We start from the raw sequence: 19,900 nt of genomic DNA, 5'->3' as shown, positions 1-19,900 counted from the left end.
TCTAAAAAAGAACTGTTTTAAAGATTTTTTAATCTTCTAAATACCCAAATTTACCAGTATTAAAATCCTGAAATGCTTCTTGCAATTCCTTTTTTGTATTCATTACAAATGGTCCGTGGGCAGCAATGGGTTCGTTAATAGGTTCGCCACTTAACACTAGTATTACAGCATCTTCTAAAGCTTCTACCGTAAAGGTTTCGCCGTCATTTTTAAACATTACAAAATGATCTTCTGGTGCCTCGATAGCATCATTCACTTTTGCTGCACCTTCTACCATTAAAATGGCTGTGGTATAGTTTTCAGGAAAAGATAACTGCGTCTTCCCTCCTTTTTTCAATTTCACATTAAACATATTAATCGGTGAAAATGTAGATGCCGCACCTTTATTTCCTTGAAACTCTCCAGCAATAACTTCGACTTCGCCAGCATTTTCTGGTAAGGACACTTTCACGATTTCTGCATTAGCAATCGCTTGGTATTTTGGTGTGCTCATTTTATCTTTTGCAGGAAGATTTACCCACAATTGTACCATCTGGAATTCGCCACCTGTTTTGCTCCATTCGGTTTCATGAAATTCTTTATGCAAAACACCAGAAGCTGCAGTCATCCATTGTACATCACCTTCCCCAATAATACCGCCACCACCAGAACTATCATCATGTTGCACGCGACCTTTATAAGCAATGGTTACGGTTTCAAAACCGCGATGCGGATGTACGCCAACACCTTTTGGTTTGTCGGTTGCTGGGAAGTTGAATTTGGAATTATAATCCAACATAATAAATGGATCCATACGTTGCATGGTCGATGTTCCCGGAATAAAATTGTGTACTCTAAATCCGTCACCAACATAATGTGGTGTTCCCGGTCGGGTTACTTTTTCTATTGTTTTTGTTTTCATAATATTTTTCCGCGAAAGCGGTAATCTTTTAATTATACATATTCAAAGCTTGTCGTTGCGTTTGAAATCGCCGTGACCTGCTTTACTAATTAATTGAAGTTATTTGCTACTTGGAGTTCTAATGCATTATCTAAATCTCTCATGATATATTTCCTTTCTTTTAATTACTGTAAAATTACAGCAAGTCTAAAAGTTGTGCATTGACCTATGATAAGAAGTGCATTTTTAGAAATTATAACTGTTTTTATATCACTTACGTGGAAAGTTTTCTGCTGCTAAAGCTTTACGAACGCGACTTAGGCTTTCTGGAGTAATGCCTAAATAGGAAGCAATCATCCATTGTGGCACACGAAGTAGCATATCTGGATACATGGCGACAAATTCTAAATAGCGTATTCTTGCGGAAGCTCCCAATAACAAACTGATGCGTTTGTACAAATGTCGAATGTGGTTTTGTAGTAAATTTTCGTTTTGTTTTCTAAAATCCGGATTTATTTGAACTACACGATTCACAAAATCTTCGTCTAGCATTATGGTTAGCGTATCTTCAATCGCATCGATATAGTATGTAGAAGGTTCTTGAAAGAAGACGCTTCCGCGATCGCTAACAATCCAATTTTCGGATGCGAATTGTAGAATGCTTTCTTTGCCTTCTTCATTTAAAGCATAAAAACGCAACACGCCTTGTTCTACAAAAAAGGAATGCGAACAGATTTCACCTTGTTGTAAAAGGAAATCGTTTTTAGAAACTTTCTTTGTTTTAATAAAAGGTGCTATCTGCGTGAATTCGGTTTCCGATAATCCGCATTTTTCTATAATATGTTTTTTAAAATTGGGTACCTCCATCATAGATATAAAGGTAAATAATTAGAATCTAAGAATCCCTTTTTTATTTAGATATAGGCATATATGCATTAAAAAAAATGGTTCTACATGTTGCCATGCGAACCAATTTTGTATGCTCTAAAAACAGTAAGGCTATTTTGTTTTATAAGAAGAAATAGCCAATAGATACTTGTGCTACACCATTTCTGAACGTATCTGAAGAACCATCCACATCATTGATATTAGATACTCCTAAGTTATAACGAGCGCCAAAGTTTAAACCGTTTTCTAGTTTGTAACCCAATCCGAAGTTCACTCCAAAATCTAAACCTTTAAAACTGCTTTTCACATCTTCGCCATCGTTTTTCGCTGAAAGTAAAAATCCTATTTGCGGACCAGCCTCTACACTAAAACCTTTGGTGATGTAGTATTTCCCCATTAAGGGTACATTCAAATAATTTAAATTTACCAGGTCATCATTGCCATTTCCAGTACTAAATCCTTGCATAGAATACATGATTTCTGGTTGAAAGGAGAATTTTTCATTGATGTGTATTTCAGACATAACTCCAAAATTAATTAGGCTGGTTACGCCGCTATCGTCCCCATCATAATCTCCGTATAGGTTCGCATAATTAATGACAAGTTTAGCGCCAAATTCAATGTCTTGTGCAAGTGCTTTTGTAAATCCGATGACGGAAATCATAGTAATTAGTAATAGTTTTTTCATGATTGAAAGTTTTTATTGTTCCTAACAAATGAAAAAAAAATAACTGCTTCTATTTTCCTTTTTATCATGAATTTAACGTTTTTAACCAACTTTAACATCGTGTTAAAAAGCGCTGATTTTGAGTTGTTTAATCGCGTTAAAGCATTGCTATTTATAACAGAATAGAGCATTCGGCTTCTTAAAATATTATCCTTTTTTTATGGAATATGGATTTGTAATATTATAATACGTTTGGCAAAATTTTAAAAATATAAAACCTTAAAGTATGGTTAAAGGAAAGTATCTTTGTGAAATAAGTTATTGAAAAAAAGAGCTAAACTATGATTGTTGTAATTGCACCAGAAAAAGATGTACCTAATGAAATTGAAATTCTGAATCAGTTATTTGAAGAAGGTTTAGCCTGTTATCATTTTAGAAAACCAGATAAAGATTACAAGGAACATTCTGACTATTTAAATTTAATAGATGCGAAATATCACAACAGAATTGTGGTGCATTATCACCATGCATTAATTAACGACTATAACTTAAAAGGAATTCATTTTCAAGAACAGGAAAGGATAGCGCATATTGATAATCCTGGTCAGTATTTTAAAGGGCTGAATATGTTTGGAAAAACCATAAGCTCTTCGTTTCATGAACCGCAAGACTTGGAAGATTGCTATTTTGAATTTGATTACCATTTACTAAGTCCAGTGTTTGCTTCCATTTCCAAAACAGATTATGCTGGTCGTGGTTTTGATGTGAATGCCATTGACAAAACCATTATAGGTATGGGTGGCGTTACCGCAGATAATTTAGATGCTTTTAAAAAATTAGGTTTTAAAGGCGTTGGTGTTTTAGGTGGTATTTGGAATAGCGAAACACCCATTGCTGTTTTCAAAAAAATGAAACAACATTTTTAATAATTAGGAATAAAAATAAAGCAATTTTATACTAAGAAATTATCACTTTGTAATAATTCATATCGTATAAAATTGCTCTTTATATATTTGATTTCTAGAAGGCTATTCCGTAAAAAATATTTCTAGAAAAACTACAAATAGTAACTGCTATTAAGCCTCTCCTCTAGCAGGATATCCTTGTTTTAATATATAATCAATTCCGTTTAAAACATCTTTAAATTGTGGTCTTCCAAATGGCATAGATTGTATAGATTCCCAATATACGGTTCCATCTTTATGGATTAAAAATAATCCCGGTTCGCTGAAATGTTCTGGTTCTTTTTCATTGATTCCTTTAGATATAAATAATCCCCATTTTCTAGCTTCGTCAATAGCAAAACCATAACCTAAAGGTATATTTGGAATGTTCCATTCTTGGTACGTTTCTTTTGCAAGATCTTCGGTATTTGTGCTAATAGCAATTACATTAACGCCTCTTTCTGTGAAATCATTAATTTTAGATTGTAATTCTTCTAATTGCATTTTACAAACCGGACAATGTTTTCCTCTAAAGAAAACAATTAACGTAAAGTTTTCTGGTTTTTGTTCCTGTAAATTCCATGTTGTATCATTTACTAATGAAATCTTTAATGCTGGTGCTTTTTCTTGTGGTTTTATCATGGTCTATTCTTTTTCTATTCTTTTTTAATTCGACTTATTTTATGCTATTCTTAATGTTGTCGCTAACTAAAGGACTTCTATAGCATTAAAAGTTTGTCATTTTTCCTTTTTTCTTCGTCAATTGCGTGTCCAAATTATTTATAGTTTCTGAAATAGAATTCATAAAGTCATCTTGATTGACTTCCGCAAATAATCTAGGACCAGGAACACTCAAACGAATGCTGCAAATCTTCCCCGTTTCGTCTGATGTTGTGTTTTCCAATTTAAAAAAAACATCTGCTCTAATAATCATGGAAAACTTGTTAAATAAGCCTTCTAATTTTTCGGTTGCAAATGCTTCTAATCTTTTGCTTGCTTGTACTTCGTGATATTCAAAACGTATAGTCATAGTCTTCTTCATTTTTAATTAATTATCCTTCTACGGACAAACTAATTATAAATAGGCATTAACATTGGCGTATATGCTATGAATATGAACGCATATACTATTGGATGTCCAATTCAACAGGTTTTCTTTATTGTAGCTCCTTCATGATTTCGGCAAACAATTCATAAGAACGTATTCTATCTTTAATATCATAAATATTAGTAACCGCAATAAATTCGTCGGCATCGGTTTGCGCCATAAATTCTTTTACTTGTGCTTTTACAGTAGCTTTACTTCCTATGAAAGAATATTTTAGCATTTGGTGTATTTGCGGATTTTGCATCACCTGTTTTAAATCGTCTGTCATTGCTGTTGGCGGTTGCACATAGTCGCGTTTACCAGTAAATATCCCTACAATCATTTTGATTAAGGAAGTGGATAGATTTTGAGCTTCTTCGTCTGTTTCTGCAATGATAATATTGACACCAACGATTACGTATGGTTTTTGTAATACTTCGGAAGGCTGAAATTCATCGCGATAAATCTTCAAGGCATCCCATAATTGCGCGGTAGCAAAATGACTAGCAAAAGCATAAGGCAATCCTTTTTTAGCTGCTAAATGCGCACTATCTGTACTCGAACCTAAAATATAAATAGGAACATCTACGCCTTCAGCAACGGTAGCTCGGACTTTAGAAGTCGCATTTTCTGCCGAAAAGTAGGTTTGTATTTTTTCTAATTCGTTAGGAAAAGAATGCGCTGCTTGCATAAAATCAGAGCGTATGGCTTTTGCTGTTTCTCCGTCTGTTCCTGGCGCTCTTCCTAACCCTAAATCTATGCGATTTGGGTATATGGATCCTAAAGTACCAAACTGTTCTGCGATGATTAATGGCGAATGATTGGGTAGCATAACTCCTCCAGAACCAACACGAATGGTACTTGTTCCTTGTGCAACATAGCCAATTAAAATAGAAGTTGCACTACTTGCAATATTTGACGAATTGTGATGTTCTGCCAACCAATAGCGTGTGTAACCATAGGTTTCGGCATGTTGAGCCAATTCCAAAACATTGGTATAGGTTTCTTTTAATGTATGCCCTTTAGAAACTAAGGCAAGGTCTAATATAGAATAGGTTGTTGGATTCTTTTTCATAATTGGATAAAATCAATGGTAATATTCAGTATCATGTAGTCGTTATTTCTTCCACAAAATTACATAATGTAGTCTGTTTCTTAAAAGATTTATAGGTATTAATAAATTATTATTTTTCATTTTTATATCGAAAATCAAATGCTTCCATTTCCATTCGTTATTCTATACTCAGGTTCTTATAATAGTCGTATTTTTGCAACATATTCCATTTTAAAATACAAAAGAATACAAGAAACGAAAATATGATTATTCCAAAATTACACTATATAGCAACAGGAGATTCCCCAAAAGAAATTTTAGAAAACATACAAAAAGCATGTACTTCTGGTGTAGAATTAGTGCAACTTGGTATGCCAAATGCTTCTGAAAAAAAGCTTTTAAAGGTTGCTAAAGAAGCGATTAAAATTACTGCAGTTTTTCAAACAAGATTGGTAATTAGCGGTTATTATAAAGTGGCAAAAGAAATTAAAGCGGATGGTGTTTATTTAGAAAAAACGGATGCCTCGCCTACTGTCGTTAGAAAACATTTATATCCTTGGCAAAGTATTGGCGGTGCTGCAAATACTTTAGCCGATTGTGAAAAATTATTAGATGCATCTATTGACTATATTGTTTTAGGTCCGTTTAGGGAAACAAAAACGAGCGCTAATTTAGGTCCGGTTTTAGGAATAAAAGGATATACAGCAATTACAGATGTTTTAAAAACGCCGATACCAATTATTGGTTTTGGAGGGATCACTACAGCAGATGTTACAGAGATATTAAAAACTGAAATTTCAGGTATTGCTGTTTCTGAAGCGATTACCCAAAATTTTGATGCCATTAAAACCTTTAACCAATTACTAAACGCATCTTCTACCCAAGAACAACGTCATACCTTTGAATAAATGAGTAATTCAATAGTATCGATAGCAGTAAAAAATTTGGATGGTGTCGCAGTAGATTTGATGACCGTTTATAAAAACAAAGTGTTGTTATTAATCATCTATAACAACGATTGTTTGGGGTGTACCGGTCGCGCTATTCCTTTGGCATACGACTTTCAACAGAAATATCCAGCCATTCAAGTTGCAGGTATTCATGCCGATTTTGTAAATAGAGAAGGCACAAAAGAAAATATTAAAAGTGTGTTTACTAGTGGTGAAAATCCATTTCCTATTTATATAGATGAAGGACATAAGGTGTATGATCAATTTGAATCGGAAGGCACACCACAATGGTTACTTATCACAGAAAAAGGAGAACTTTTTCGTTCTATTTTTGGGTCACAAGATAATGCTAAGAATAGATTGTATTATGCGCTGGAGAGTTTAGTGGAAAAGGATAAGGAACAAGAATAGTTCTAAAATATACATGCTAATTACAAGTTTTTTTGAAGTATATTGATTGTCACCCTCCTTTATTCTACATAAAGGTACAAGCACGGAATACTGCCTCTTTATGGTTTTTCGCATTTCCTTAAAACTCATGAAATGCACTAAATTTATTTCCAAATTACACTTAAAATACATTTCCTTTTATTTCTAACCTGCTACATTATAGCTATTTAATATTGTTTACATTTGACTAAGTAAAACTTTTAAAAAAATAAATTAATCGCTTTGAAAAGTCTACGTCGTTTATTTATCATTCTATTACTTTGTGGTTATCCCTTGCTAATGCTTTCTCAAGAAGCGTTAACCAGTGATGCAGCGTACCAAAAATATGAGAAATTAAGTGCCACTATGGCCATCTCTTTTCCAGAAGATAATTTTAAAACCTACCGACGAACGTCCTTTTCTGTGCATCAATTGGAAACCTATCTATCGCAACAGTTTCAACGTTTAGACTGCTTGCCGTTTATTAAAGATAAACATGCATTTGTTATGGACGCATATTTACATTCTGGTAATTGGTTTCATGAAATAGGTTTATTTACGCAATCTATAGCATCGTACACTTCTTTTTTTGAATATTATGAAGCCCATAAAATGGAGTTTACTCCAGAGGAAGTTCGTAAGGATAAGAAAATGATTAGTTTTGCAAATAGTATAATGGCAGAGAATTATGCAAACTTAAATCAATTAGATAGTGCTTCTAAACAGCATATAAAGAATATTCGATTTACCAATGCACTTCGTACTATTTCTAATCCTTCTGCAATTAATAACTATGGTTTGTTTTTTTATTGGAATACCAAAGAACTAGATTCCGCTTTAATCTATTTTAATAAAGCCTACGCTATTACACAAAAACAATTTCCAGAGCATTCGCTAAATGGAAGCATTAGAGATAATATTGCAGACATCTATATGGACCAACATAGATATGCGGAAGCAAAAGAGATGTATGTAGCAAACTTTGCATTGTACAAAACAAAACATATAGAAAAAATAGGATCTAGAGACATACCAAGACTTATAAGTGCTGGTGCACAGTTAGTACAAACCAATTTAGCATTAAATGATATAAAGGATGCAAAAATTATTTTTCCAGAATTGGATTCTATTGTAAAGGATGCAAAAAAACAAAAGGAATTACTTCCAGATTCTAAACTGGAATATCTTCATGTAAAAGAAAACTTTTATAAGGCTACCAATAATCTGCCATTAGCGTTTACTACGCTTAAATATTCTACTGCTTTTTCCGACAGTTTAGCGACTGTAGCTTCTAAACAAGATAACCAATGGAAAGATGAATTAAATGCAGTTACTTTAGACAGAGTTGCATTAAATTTTGAAATAGAGCGCATAGAAAAAGAAAACAAGATTAAAGATCAAAGTGCAAAGCTGTGGATTATTTCACTGATTAGTGCGGTACTCATTATTTTGCTTATCGTACTTTATTTGGGAAGAAGACAACACCTTTTAAATTCTAAAAACAAACAACTTTTAGCAGAACATGAATTAGAAAATGCAGCATTGAAAGTGGAACAGCTACATTCGGAAATTAAATCGAAACAACGCGATTTATCCGATTTTGCCCTAAGCTTAACCCAAAATCAAGAATGGGCAGAAATGTTGGCAGATAAAATTAAAATGCTGAAAAATGCTACTTCGGAAGAGCATACTACAATCTTAGAAAAGCTGGAAGAAGAAATTAAAAATAAAGTGCAGTTTGATAAGGATAGTATCGTTTTCTATGAACGTTTAGATAAGCTTAATGATGCTTTTTATACACATTTATCAGAGTTATTTCCTAATTTAACTAAAAATGAAATACGTTTGTGTTCTCTTATTCGATTAAAAATGGACAGTAGGAATATTGCAACCCTTCAAAATATTGCGATTGCATCTTTAAATACTAGCCGCTACCGTCTTCGTAAAAAAATGAAACTTGCAGATGATGTGCATCTAGACGATTTCATCCAGCAACTATAGCCATTTCCTTCTTGAATCCTTGCCATATAATAATATTGTCTATTAGTTGTCTATTGCTTGTTCATTACGTGTCTATCTAAAAATAAGCAGGTTATCTTGATTATGCTTTACATTAGCCGAAAGGTTTATTAATGAGTTTCTCTAAACTATTGTAATAGCAAAATCAGAATAGTTCAATCATTTTAAAACACAACATCATGAAAACAATGTTTATTACCTTCCTATTCCTAGGATTCGCACAAGTAACGTATTCCCAATCTGACATTGCCTACACAGAAACCACAGACCATACTTTAGAAAGCACACATGTAAAAAAGGATTTTAATTCGGTTTCTGAAAAGATAATAGGTACCTCCTATTTATCTGCAAAAACCAAAAAGCTACAACTACAAGTTTTTAATTACAACATAAAGAATGCGGCTGTGTATGCTGCAAATGTAAATACGACTTATAGTGTACATTTTACCGAAGGCAACAACCATGTAGATGCTATTTATGCTAAAGATGGAACACTTTTGCAATCGGAAGGTGTATTTAAAAATGTTCGTATTCCATATAATATTAGTGTAATAGTTGCCAAAAAATATGCAGGTTGGATGGTTGCAAAAACCTGGTGTTATAACAATTATAGACATAATAAAGATACCGAGGTATTATATAAAATGCAGCTTAGAAAAGGAAATAAAACCAAAGCAATTGAGATAAATCCTATGGATGATATCTTATAAATAATCCCTATAAAACGATGGTTTTTCCTCCCTTAATAGTTTTCTACTATTGAGGGTTTTTTATGGAAAGGATATTTAGGCTTTATTTTTATAAAATCGGGTATAATGGCTGCTTCATGGGTTTTAGCATATCAGGTTTTAAAACATTTACCTTTAACTATTGTTACACCAATACGTTCTGCTGCTCCATTTTTTACTTTTATTGGTTCTATTTTAATTTATAAAGAGAGTCCTAATATCTACCAATGGCTTGGTTTTTTCACCATTATATTCTCGGTAATATTATATTCTAGAATTGGTAAAAAAGAAGGCATTGATTTTAAACGGAACAAATGAATTTTCGCCATTATTACTGCTACCTTTTTAGGGGCTTGTAGTGTAATGCAAAAAATAGATTGTATTATGCTATTGAAAGTATGGTATAAAAAAAAGCAACGTTAGATAACATTGCTTTTTTTATTGAAGTATATTTTGGTTACATCTTATTTTCTAAATCCAATACATTAGGCGTTTCCACGGTTTGTTGTGAATAACCTTGTGAAGGTTTTTTTCTCTTACCTCTAATCTCAATGGCGCTCATAGAAGTTGAAAAAGCAAAAATCATTAATAATGCGAATATTCTGTATTTCATTGTAAGAAAAGTTTTAGTTATTTAATAAATATATAAAAATATTACTACAAAAGCTTTCGTTAAAAGTGATATTCATAGTGATGAAAACCTATTTTTAGTTATATAGATAAAATTCAACACGTTAGCTCTAAAAGTTTATTGGTATCTGGAGAAGAGCAACTTTTCAATAAAGCACAATACCTTTTCCGTATTCTAAAATTCCTTCAAAAAAATAGTATCTTACTACTTCCTTCACAAATCACTACAAAATGAATCGTTGTACGTCCAAGTATTCTAGAAGAGAATTTGCTAAACTTTCCGCAATGGGAATTGCATCGATTCCACTCCTATCTTTTCAAGATCCAACACCTAAATTTCAGCAAGAATTGGAAGGAGATTTACATGTGCATTTGTTTTCTAAACATTTACAATTTCTAGATTATAATGAGATGTCTGCGGCAGCTGTAGCGATGGGTTTTGATGGTATAGATTTAACAGTACGACGAAAAGGACATGTATTACCAGAAAATGTAAAAATGGATTTGCCAAAAGCTGTAGCAGAAATGAAAAAACACGGACTGATCCCAAAGCTGATGAGTACGAATGTGTGGGATGCTAATAACATGGTAAATAAAACAGTATTGGAAACGGCAAGTACCCTTGGATTTACGCATTACCGAACCGATTGGTTAAAATACCCAGAAGACAAATCGATTATAGAGAGTCAAATTCTTTATGGAAAACAAGCAAAAGCATTAGAAGTATTAAATGAAAAATTAGGACTTATTGGTGGCTATCAAAACCATTCTGGGAATCATGTTGGCGCTCCTATTTGGTATTTACTTCCTATTTTGGAAGCAACAGAAGGTAAATTCATGGGATCACAATATGATATTAGACATGCGGTTGTAGAAGGTGGAGAAAGCTGGGAATTAGGATTACGACGAATAAAACCTTTTATTAATTCTATAGTCATAAAAGATTTTAAATGGGGAATTATAAATGGATTATGGCAACCAATAAATGTTCCTCTTGGTGAAGGTATGGTCGATTTTAATCGTTACTTTTCATTGCTCAAAAAATATAAAATTAACGTTCCTGTTTCGCTACATGTCGAGTATGATTTAGGTGGTGCTGAAAAAGGGCATTCCAAAATAACGATTCCGGAAAAGGAAGTATTTAAAAGAATTAAAAAAGACCTGGTGTATTTAAAAGAAACTTGGAAAAATGCGGTTTAAAAAGATTCTGTTTCCTGATATGGCAATTGTATAAACATAAAAAAGCCCATCCAAATAAATGGATGGGCTTTTGTAAAACTTTAAGTATATATGTCTTAGATAACTTTTACGTTAACTGCATTTAGTCCTTTGTTTCCTTCTTGTAAATCGAATTCAACTTCGTCACCTTCGCGAATCTCATCGATTAATCCTGAAATGTGTACAAAATGATCTTTGTCTACTCCTTCTTCTGTGATAAATCCGAATCCTTTGGTGTCGTTGAAAAATTTTACTGTTCCTTTACTCATAATAATTGTAATATATTTAATTTTAATAATTACTATATAGAATGCAAAGATGGTGCCAAAAAATTAATTGGCCCTTAAACTTTGCAAATATGTTTAGCCCTGATTGCAACGGCATCCTTTTTTCTTTTTCAGAAAAAAGATATAGTGAAAAGCAGGAAATGGCTTCAAAAACAAATTATTTTATACGTTCGAAACCACAAAATGATGCTACCAATCAATAGGAAAGTAGTCTTTTAAGAATTTACCAGACCAATGTTTTCCGGTATTGATACCATCTATTAAAGGATCCATAACACGTGCTGCGCCATCCACAATATCTAAAGGAGGTTGAAAATCGTGTACTTCCACTTTCTTTTTAGATAAAGCTGCAGGATCTTCATCGGTGACCCAACCGGTATCTACGGCATTCATATAAATACCCGATTTAGCAAAGGTAGAAGCCGAAGTATGCGTTAACATATTTAGCGCTGCTTTTGCCATATTGGTATGTGGATGCCTGTCGACTTTCTTAAATCTATGAAACTTCCCTTCCATTGCTGAAACGTTGATAATGTGCTTCTTACCGGTGTTCTCTTTCATCATTACATTAGACAAACGATTACACAAAACAAAGGGAGCAACAGCATTAACAAGCTGTACTTCTACCATTTCTGTAGTTTCAATTTCACCTAATTTTAAACGCCAGCTGTTGGTTTTTCTTAAATCGACTTGTTGTAAATCTGCATCTAATTTACCTTCTGGAAAAACTTCAGCCGTTTGTAAAGAGTTATCAAAACTGTATGGGATTTGCGATAATTCTGCAGAATTTCGTAAACCAATTCCTGGTTCTGGTCCGTGCCAAGTTACTGGCAATACATTATTTTTATTGGTTTTTGAAGGACCAACACTTAAGCTTGTTAATTCTTCTAAACAACTTTCGTGATCTTTTAAAAGCGTTTGTGCTAATTCTGGAAGTTTATTAATAGGAAGCTTTTCATTTTCCATTAAATGGAAATAAAAACCAGAAGGTCTTCTTACCGTTTGTGCTGCATTATTAATTAAAATATCTAAGCGATTATATTTTTGTTCTATATAATTACAGAAAATCTCCACACTTGGAATATGTCTTAAGTCGAGTCCGTGAATATGTAAACGATCGCTCCAATCTTTATAATCTTCTTCCTTAGAAAAACGGATGGCAGAATCTGCAGGAAAACGCGTGGTAGCAACTACAGTTGCACCAGAACGCAATAACATTAATGTAATATGATATCCTATTTTTAATCTAGAACCAGTAATTACGGCAACTTGATCTTTTAAATCTGTAGTTTGAAAGCGTTTCGCGTAGTTTAGATCGCCACATTCGGTACACATAGTATCATAAAAATGATGTAATTGTGTGAAAACGGTTTTACAAACGTAGCAGTTTCTTGGAGATTCTAATTCTAAAGGTTTGTCTGGGATTGCAGCGGCTGCTAATAATTTTGGAGCGACAAACAAGGAAGCTTCTCTGGCAGAACGTATTCCTGTAGTTTTTCTAGCATGCTTATCTTTAGCAATCATTTTACGTTTTGCCGCTTTTTTAGCGTCTTTACGTCTGCGTTGAAACTCATCCCGATTTGGTCTAGACAATTCGCCAGCGACTTTATAAAGTGCAATACGTTGTTCTTCGGGTAATTCGAAAAGCAAATTGGTATTTTCTAATAGCGTCTCTAATGTTGTAATACAAGATGCTATGTCTACATTCGATTTATTTTCACTCATACCAATTCCTCAATTTTTCGTCAAAGATAATGACACTTTTCGAAACCTAAACTATGCAAACTAAAAAAGCCTATCCAAATAAATGGATAGGCCTTTGTAAAACTTTAAGTATATATGTCTTAGATAACTTTTACGTTAACTGCATTTAATCCTTTGTTTCCTTCTTGTAAGTCAAACTCTACTTGGTCACCTTCTCTAATCTCATCGATTAATCCAGAAATGTGTACGAAGTGGTCTTTATCAACTCCTTCTTCAGTGATGAATCCAAAACCTTTAGTGTCGTTGAAAAATTTTACTGTTCCTTTGTTCATTGTAATGTAATTTATTATTATTATTTTAATACTAGGCAAAGATGGTGCCAATAATTGTAAGAAGCAACTAATTAATTAACTAATTTTCAATTTATTGAAAATTAATTTCACTTGGCATCTTTATTTTTATTGTTTTAATCGATTGTTTTACAGCGTTATATTTAATAAACAGTAGACTATTGCTCTTTTAAAGACTTCATATTAATAACAAATCTGTATTTCACATCGCTTTTTAGCATGCGCTTATAACTTATATGTTTACTTCTTCAAGACTAAGAGTAATATCTGCTTTCTGCTAAAACATCGGAGTTCTTGTGTTTTTTCATGAAGCTTATAAAAATCATATCACATTATAATTACAAAATCCATTAAAAAACTATATTCGCGCCATGTGGATGTATTTAGGTTTATTGGCGGCTCTTTTTTTAGGATTACACAATCTGTGTAAAAAGCATGCAGTACAAGGCAATGAAGTATTTCCTGTATTGTTAGGTACTATTGGTTCTGGTTTTTTGTTATTGCTTCCGTTATTTATTGGCTCCATTTATTTTCCAGAATATACCAAAGAAATAGGATTACATATTACAAGTATTCCTTGGAAAATACATGGTTTTATTTTTATAAAATCGATGATTATGGCTTGTTCGTGGATATTAGCATATCAAGCTTTAAAGCATTTGCCAATTACTATTGTGACTCCAATACGCTCTGCTGGTCCGTTTTTTACTTTTATAGGTGCTATATTAATTTATAAGGAAACACCTAATTTTTTACAATGGATTGGATTTTTTCTTATTATTTTTTCTGTGATACTATATTCTAAAATAGGAAAAAAAGAAGGCATAAACTTTAAGAGGAATAAATGGATCTTTGCCATTATTGCTGCAACTTTCTTAGGTGCTTCTAGCGGTTTATATGATAAGTTTTTAATTCAGAATTTAGCCTTAAATCCGCAAACCTTACAATTCTGGTTTTGCTGGTATACGGTTCTCATTCTATTGTTTATTTTATCGGTGACCTGGTTTCCTTTTGCTGAAAAACGAAAAGCATTTACATTTCGTTGGACCATCATTGCTGTTGGTGTTTTATTGGTTGCTGCAGATTATTTTTACTTTAAAGCGCTACAGGATCTGGATGCTTTAATTATGTTATTATCTGCTATAAAAAGAAGTCAGTTAATAATCGCTGTAGTGATTGGAGGTTTGGTATTTAAAGAGAAAAACAAGCGCAAGAAATTGATTCCGTTATTTGGTATTCTGATTGGTGTGTTTTTAATTTTATATTCTAATTAACGCACGACATATTTTTCTATTTATATTCGGTTATTACTTCTATATTAAAATAACTAATGCTACTTATTTCAACGCTTCCACCAACCACAAGGGATGCTTGTTAAATGCTTTCCAATCGGTTTGCAAAGCGGCGTATAATTTATCGATTTCGGTAAAGTCGGTGATGGTATTCTCCGGATCTGCTTTTAGTTTTAAAATGTAATCCATAAGTTCATAGCAAACGGTGAATTGTCCGCAAGCCACTAAAGTCTCCATTCTATTTTTGGCTACATCTGTTTTGTCCCACCATAATGTTGTAGGTGTTTCCGAAGCCGTCAAACAAACACTCTCTAAGCTTTTACTTGGCATGGGTTTTATATCCTTATTATAGCCTGAACTATTACTATAAGGTGAAATTTTCCCATTTAATTTGTAAACAGTAGCTGTAATACGCTTGTTATTTAATTCACTTTTAGAGTAAAACAAATCATAATTAATACGTCGCATTTGTTTTAGAAACACATCATTTATCATTGTCATTGCAGATGTTAATCTATCGGAAAGCATCACTTGAATTAAACTAATATCTAATTTTTTAAAGGTGACTATATCCTCTAACAATGGTTCTGGAACATTCTTTTTAAATAGTGTTTTTAACCTAGATGTCACAGAAGATTTAATCACGGAAGCCACTAAGCCAAATGCAGTTAATAATAAACCAATTCCAAAAATGGCACCTCCTAAAATGTACAAACCTGTATAATCTTGACTACCAAAAACGCTCATATTATTTAAAATCAAAATAAGTAAACCCACTATAAATGTTATCCAATACAGCGGTTTTATAGTAAAGTACTGTAGTATTTTATTGATTACACGTTTTACTGTAGAACTTTTTTCTATTTTGGTAGTATCTTGTTGCCAAGGTTTCATTTTATAGCTTCCTACGTCATTAACGATAATTAGGTCAAGGCCTTTTTTTGTTCTCTCCATTCTTTCGTTAATAAGCATCATACTACCAATTCCTTGGTTATCTGCAATGCCTCCATCCATAATACCAACACCGTCTATAAAATTATCTAATCCTTTTAAGTTTTTGTAAGCCGGACTGTTATGGTTGTCGAAATAGTCGTCTGGAAATACTAAAGGTTCAAATCCTACCGGAAAACAAGAAGAAGATGCAATAACATCTCCTAACATTACTTCATTACGCAAAGCATTTATTTGTTTTTGATTGTTTTTGTATAACGGATTATTACCAAAGTATCCTTTGTTTTGAAAACGATAGGTTAATCCGAAAGAAAAATCGGTAGCATTAAAACAAACCTGTTCTAAATGTTTGATTTTATCCTCTTTAAAGTGTTGAAAAGAACCTTCAAAGATTGGTATTTCTTGATAGGTCAAGGCAAATGCATTAATTAGCGATCTATTTTTATAGGGATTTGCTTTCCAAACGCTATCGTTTTCTAGTTTACTAATAGCTGTTTTTAAAAGCACATCATTTTCTGGAGTAAAGGTAGCATAGAAGTTTTTAAAAAAATCTTTGAAATTATAATCGGGATCTTGAACCGCCTTAGCAAAAGCAACTCCCGTTAGTGTACCTCCACTTACTGTGCTTAATGCTTTTACTGATTGCAATAACGATTTACTTTTATAGCTTACGTGATCTAAATAAGATAATATTCCTAAAGCAAAAAAAGTAGCTCGATAACCACCACCACTAAAGCAAAGACCTATATTTTCAAAGGGTATAAATTCTGGCTGTATTTTTGTTTTCTGAGGCATAAAAATAATAACAATTAATTGACCTTAAAGATAGTTATTAATTACGCTTTGGGTATAAGTAGAAGTACCTGATTATTTCATAATATTGGTAAATGGAAACTTTTTTACATTCTTTTTTTTCTTTTAATGACTGGAGTTTTATTTAGAAAATAATCCTTTTATTAAAGATTGATTCTAAATTCAGAATTCTCTTTTTTTTGACGTATTTTAATTCTATCTTCATACCATATTAAATATTAATCCTCCCCTTAAATGTCTAAAAAGAAATCAATTACACGTAGTTTTTTTAAAAAAATTACTGTTTATGATGTTTTATTTTCTTTGTCTTTTTTGGCTTCTTTAGTAGTAAGTATTGCCATGGATAAAAAGGACTTAGTCTATGTAATACCAGTTGTTATTTTTACTATTATTTTAAAGTATATTAGTGTTGCTAAAAAAGAAACAAAACCCCTTTTTATTTTTGCTTTACTAGCAATACTTGTTTCCAATGTTTTATCTCTTTATAATTTTGAAGATTATTTTATGTGGATTACTATAGCTACATCTTTGTTTTTATTTTGCACTACACTTGTTCTTAGAGGATATTTATCTAAAACCAAATTAAAGTCATTATTAACTTTTCCCTTCTTAACCGGATTTATATTAGTTAGTTATTTAATTTTTGCCGTTCTAGAACTTATAATAGATTTCATTCCTGGTAACATGTTCTTTTTTACCTTTTTGTGTATCTTCTTTTTACTAATTTATGCACTTACATTTGCTATGATTTATGTGAATAATATGTACAATAATGTAGTTGTTCTATTAGCTTCTGGGATTTTTTATATTTTTCAAATCTGTTTATCTCCTATCAATGAGTTTTTTATTTATAACAAAACATTTACCGTGTTAATTATTGTTTGTAATATCTTATCGATATATCTATTAATGAAATTTGTTTCCGAAACTAATGTTTTAGATGTAAAAGATGTTAAAGAGAAATATATTTAAACAAAAGCATTATTGCTCGCTATACCCCATATACTATTCCAATTTAATTCCACTTGAATAAACCATTTATAAATTTTTGTTAAAAAAAGAATGAACATTCATTTTTTATATATCTTTGTATAAGAATTAAATCATAATGGCAAAACTTCAGAAAAGTATAGATAAACGCAATGCATTGGTTAAGGCAACTATCGAGTTGGTTAACAACAATGGTTTTCATGCTACACCAATGAGTAAAATTGCCAAAATGGCTAACGTTTCTCCTGCTACAATTTATTTGTATTTTGAAAATAAGCAGGATTTAGTTAACCAAACGTATATAGAAGTAAAAGCAGAATATACAAACTATGCTTTCGCGGAATTTAATACCAACCTATCTGTTGAAGCTGGTTTTGAACACATTTGGAAACGTATTGCAGATTTTAAATTAAAGGAATGTGAACACGCTATTTTTTTAGCACAATGTGATAATACACCAATGATTGATGAAGTAAGCAGACAGGAAGGAATCAAACACCTACAACCACTACTCGATCTTTGGGCTCGTGGTAAAAAAGAAGGCATTATTAAACCATTATCCGATTATTTATTATATGCCTATTCTATAAATCCGTTATCATTTTTAATGAATATCCAAAAACGTGGTGCATTTCAATTAGATAAAACCCATTTAGAAGAAGCCTATCAATCTGCTTGGAGCAGTATAAAAGTATGTCAATAATATGAAAAAAACAGCAATTATTTTAGGTGCTTCCGGATTAACAGGAAATATTTTACTTCAAAAATTAATAGCCGACAATACGTATAAAAGTATCAAGTTGTTTTCGCGTTCTAAAATGGAAGGTTTACCCTCTGAAGTCACTCAATTTATTGGTGATTTATTAAAACTAGAGCAATTTAAATCCGATTTTACAGCAGACGAAGTTTACTGTTGTATTGGCACAACGAAAGCAAAAACACCAGATAAAGAAGTTTATAAACAAATAGATTATGGTATTCCTGTTGCTGCGGCAAAGCTTGCTAAAGAAAATAATATTCCAACTTTTTTAGTGGTTTCCGCATTAGGAGCAAATGCAAAAAGTCCAGTGTTTTACAATAAAACAAAAGGAGAAATGGAACGTGATGTTCAAAAACAAAACATCAAAAACACCTTCATTTTTAGACCTTCATTAATTGGAGGAAAACGTGAAGAAAGAAGAACACTTGAAAAAATTGGATTAGCCATTTTTAAAGTGATTCAACCTTTATTTATAGGAAAACTGAAGCAATACAAAATAACAGAACCTGAAGATATTGCTCAGGCAATGATAAACTTAGCCAATAGTACAAGTCATGCCGAAGTTATTATTACTTCAAACGATATTAAAAGAATAACAAAAAATACATAAAAACACAATTGAACGTATGGAATTATTAGATAAATTAAAGTGGAGATACGCAGCAAAAGCAATGAATGGAAAAAAAGTAGCTGAAGATAAAATAGAACGTATTTTAGAAGCTGCTCGTTTAGCACCAACGTCAAGCGGATTACAACCTTTCGAGATTTTTGTAATTAAAAATCAAGAAGTGAAAGAAAAAATTAAACCAATTGCTTGGAACCAATCTGTAATTACAGACTGTTCTCATCTTTTAGTATTTGCAGCTTGGGACACTTATACGGAAGCCCGTATAAACCATATGTTTGATTTAACAAATGAAATTCGCGGATTTGAAAATGAAGGTTGGGAAAACTACCGTCAGATGTTATTAGGGATGTATCCTCAAAAAGACGCCGAAGAAAACTTTAACCACGCTGCAAGACAAGCATACATTGCTTTTACGGAAGCATTAACTGCCGCTGCTTTTGAAGGGGTTGACGCAACTCCATTAGAAGGTTTTGATCCTGCTGCTGTAGATGAAATTTTAGGCTTACGTGAAAAAGGTTTACGTAGTGCTGTAATGCTACCTATTGGTTATAGAAAAGAAGATGCAGATTGGTTAGTAAACTTAGTTAAGGTTAGAAAACCTATGGAAGAATTAGTAACTGTAATTGAATAA

Annotated in this window: 22 protein-coding genes and 1 pseudogene; 12 read left to right on the top strand and 11 right to left on the bottom strand. The window is 32.3% G+C overall.

The annotated features are described in order from the left end of the window. Positions 1 to 28: 28 nt before the first annotated feature. The 3 genes from FG167_RS14050 to FG167_RS14040 all read right to left on the bottom strand — a co-directional run bounded on the left by FG167_RS14050 (position 29) and on the right by FG167_RS14040 (position 2,456). A complete protein-coding gene (locus FG167_RS14050) occupies positions 29 to 901 on the bottom strand; it encodes a pirin family protein (protein ID WP_203458861.1) in 873 nt (290 codons plus the stop codon). 249 nt (positions 902 to 1,150) lie between these two features. Continuing rightward, a complete protein-coding gene (locus FG167_RS14045; protein WP_239004397.1) occupies positions 1,151 to 1,750 on the bottom strand; it encodes a Crp/Fnr family transcriptional regulator in 600 nt (199 codons plus the stop codon). A 139-nt stretch (positions 1,751 to 1,889) separates the two neighbouring features. Then, on the bottom strand, positions 1,890 to 2,456 hold the full coding sequence (locus FG167_RS14040) for a porin family protein (RefSeq protein ID WP_203458860.1): 567 nt from the start codon (positions 2,454 to 2,456) through the stop codon (positions 1,890 to 1,892). A 320-nt stretch (positions 2,457 to 2,776) separates the two neighbouring features. Between FG167_RS14040 and FG167_RS14035 the strand changes: the two genes are divergently transcribed. Then, positions 2,777 to 3,361: a thiamine phosphate synthase gene (locus FG167_RS14035; RefSeq protein ID WP_203458859.1), complete on the top strand. Its 585-nt coding sequence runs from the start codon at positions 2,777 to 2,779 to the stop codon at positions 3,359 to 3,361. Positions 3,362 to 3,511: 150 nt separating this feature from the next. Here the strand turns inward: FG167_RS14035 and FG167_RS14030 are convergent, their stop codons facing one another. The 3 genes from FG167_RS14030 to FG167_RS14020 all read right to left on the bottom strand — a co-directional run bounded on the left by FG167_RS14030 (position 3,512) and on the right by FG167_RS14020 (position 5,541). After that, on the bottom strand, positions 3,512 to 4,021 hold the full coding sequence (locus FG167_RS14030) for a peroxiredoxin-like family protein (protein ID WP_203458858.1): 510 nt from the start codon (positions 4,019 to 4,021) through the stop codon (positions 3,512 to 3,514). A gap of 85 nt (positions 4,022 to 4,106) precedes the next feature. Then, complete coding sequence (gene hpf, locus FG167_RS14025) at positions 4,107 to 4,421, bottom strand: ribosome hibernation-promoting factor, HPF/YfiA family (protein ID WP_370568385.1); 315 nt, start codon at positions 4,419 to 4,421, stop codon at positions 4,107 to 4,109. A gap of 115 nt (positions 4,422 to 4,536) precedes the next feature. Beyond that, a complete protein-coding gene (locus tag FG167_RS14020) occupies positions 4,537 to 5,541 on the bottom strand; it encodes an LLM class flavin-dependent oxidoreductase (RefSeq protein WP_203458857.1) in 1,005 nt (334 codons plus the stop codon). 242 nt (positions 5,542 to 5,783) lie between these two features. On the opposite strand from FG167_RS14020, the gene FG167_RS14015 reads away from it, so the two are divergent. The 5 genes and pseudogenes from FG167_RS14015 to FG167_RS13995 form a co-directional block, all read left to right on the top strand. Then, entirely contained in the window at positions 5,784 to 6,428 is a 645-nt protein-coding gene (locus FG167_RS14015; protein ID WP_203458856.1) for a thiamine phosphate synthase, read from the top strand. Then, positions 6,429 to 6,881: a redoxin domain-containing protein gene (locus FG167_RS14010; RefSeq protein ID WP_203458855.1), complete on the top strand. Its 453-nt coding sequence runs from the start codon at positions 6,429 to 6,431 to the stop codon at positions 6,879 to 6,881. It abuts the gene before it with no gap. 261 nt (positions 6,882 to 7,142) lie between these two features. Further along, positions 7,143 to 8,900, top strand: a complete 1,758-nt coding sequence (locus FG167_RS14005; protein WP_203458854.1) for a tetratricopeptide repeat protein — start codon at positions 7,143 to 7,145, stop codon at positions 8,898 to 8,900. A 197-nt stretch (positions 8,901 to 9,097) separates the two neighbouring features. Next, positions 9,098 to 9,628 carry a hypothetical protein gene (locus FG167_RS14000; protein ID WP_203458853.1) on the top strand — a complete coding sequence of 177 codons (531 nt, stop codon included), beginning with the start codon at positions 9,098 to 9,100 and terminating at the stop codon, positions 9,626 to 9,628. 63 nt (positions 9,629 to 9,691) lie between these two features. Next, a pseudogene (locus FG167_RS13995) lies at positions 9,692 to 9,961 on the top strand (EamA family transporter); the annotation flags it as partial. A gap of 142 nt (positions 9,962 to 10,103) precedes the next feature. On the opposite strand, the gene FG167_RS13990 reads toward FG167_RS13995, so the two are convergent. After that, a complete protein-coding gene (locus FG167_RS13990) occupies positions 10,104 to 10,259 on the bottom strand; it encodes a hypothetical protein (RefSeq protein ID WP_203458852.1) in 156 nt (51 codons plus the stop codon). Between the two features lie 248 nt (positions 10,260 to 10,507). On the opposite strand from FG167_RS13990, the gene FG167_RS13985 reads away from it, so the two are divergent. Further along, entirely contained in the window at positions 10,508 to 11,476 is a 969-nt protein-coding gene (locus FG167_RS13985; RefSeq protein WP_203458851.1) for a sugar phosphate isomerase/epimerase, read from the top strand. A gap of 95 nt (positions 11,477 to 11,571) precedes the next feature. Here FG167_RS13985 and FG167_RS13980 read toward each other — a convergent pair whose 3' ends face one another. The 3 genes from FG167_RS13980 to FG167_RS13970 form a co-directional block, all read right to left on the bottom strand. After that, on the bottom strand, positions 11,572 to 11,763 hold the full coding sequence (locus FG167_RS13980; protein ID WP_028282170.1) for a cold-shock protein: 192 nt from the start codon (positions 11,761 to 11,763) through the stop codon (positions 11,572 to 11,574). Positions 11,764 to 11,970: 207 nt separating this feature from the next. Further along, positions 11,971 to 13,506 carry an SDR family NAD(P)-dependent oxidoreductase gene (locus tag FG167_RS13975; RefSeq protein ID WP_203458850.1) on the bottom strand — a complete coding sequence of 512 codons (1,536 nt, stop codon included), beginning with the start codon at positions 13,504 to 13,506 and terminating at the stop codon, positions 11,971 to 11,973. A gap of 119 nt (positions 13,507 to 13,625) precedes the next feature. Further along, positions 13,626 to 13,817 carry a cold-shock protein gene (locus FG167_RS13970; RefSeq protein WP_055444845.1) on the bottom strand — a complete coding sequence of 64 codons (192 nt, stop codon included), beginning with the start codon at positions 13,815 to 13,817 and terminating at the stop codon, positions 13,626 to 13,628. Between the two features lie 389 nt (positions 13,818 to 14,206). On the opposite strand from FG167_RS13970, the gene FG167_RS13965 reads away from it, so the two are divergent. Further along, positions 14,207 to 15,109: an EamA family transporter gene (locus FG167_RS13965; RefSeq protein ID WP_203458849.1), complete on the top strand. Its 903-nt coding sequence runs from the start codon at positions 14,207 to 14,209 to the stop codon at positions 15,107 to 15,109. Between the two features lie 63 nt (positions 15,110 to 15,172). Here FG167_RS13965 and FG167_RS13960 read toward each other — a convergent pair whose 3' ends face one another. After that, a complete protein-coding gene (locus FG167_RS13960; RefSeq protein ID WP_203458848.1) occupies positions 15,173 to 16,873 on the bottom strand; it encodes a patatin-like phospholipase family protein in 1,701 nt (566 codons plus the stop codon). A 252-nt stretch (positions 16,874 to 17,125) separates the two neighbouring features. On the opposite strand from FG167_RS13960, the gene FG167_RS13955 reads away from it, so the two are divergent. From FG167_RS13955 to FG167_RS13940, 4 genes are all read left to right on the top strand, one after another. Further along, positions 17,126 to 17,863 (top strand): hypothetical protein, encoded by a 738-nt coding sequence (locus FG167_RS13955; RefSeq protein WP_203458847.1) that lies wholly within the window; start codon positions 17,126 to 17,128, stop codon positions 17,861 to 17,863. A gap of 136 nt (positions 17,864 to 17,999) precedes the next feature. Beyond that, positions 18,000 to 18,584, top strand: a complete 585-nt coding sequence (locus FG167_RS13950; RefSeq protein WP_203458846.1) for a TetR/AcrR family transcriptional regulator — start codon at positions 18,000 to 18,002, stop codon at positions 18,582 to 18,584. Position 18,585: 1 nt separating this feature from the next. Then, positions 18,586 to 19,251: an NAD(P)H-binding protein gene (locus FG167_RS13945; RefSeq protein ID WP_203458845.1), complete on the top strand. Its 666-nt coding sequence runs from the start codon at positions 18,586 to 18,588 to the stop codon at positions 19,249 to 19,251. 16 nt (positions 19,252 to 19,267) lie between these two features. Next, positions 19,268 to 19,900, top strand: a complete 633-nt coding sequence (locus FG167_RS13940; protein ID WP_203458844.1) for an NAD(P)H-dependent oxidoreductase — start codon at positions 19,268 to 19,270, stop codon at positions 19,898 to 19,900.

Origin of the sequence: Lacinutrix sp. WUR7 (assembly GCF_016864015.1) — a bacterium.
GTDB lineage: Bacteria > Bacteroidota > Bacteroidia > Flavobacteriales > Flavobacteriaceae > Oceanihabitans.
Note: the sequence above shows the minus strand (reverse complement) of the source record. Positions and strands in the feature narration are given on the sequence as shown.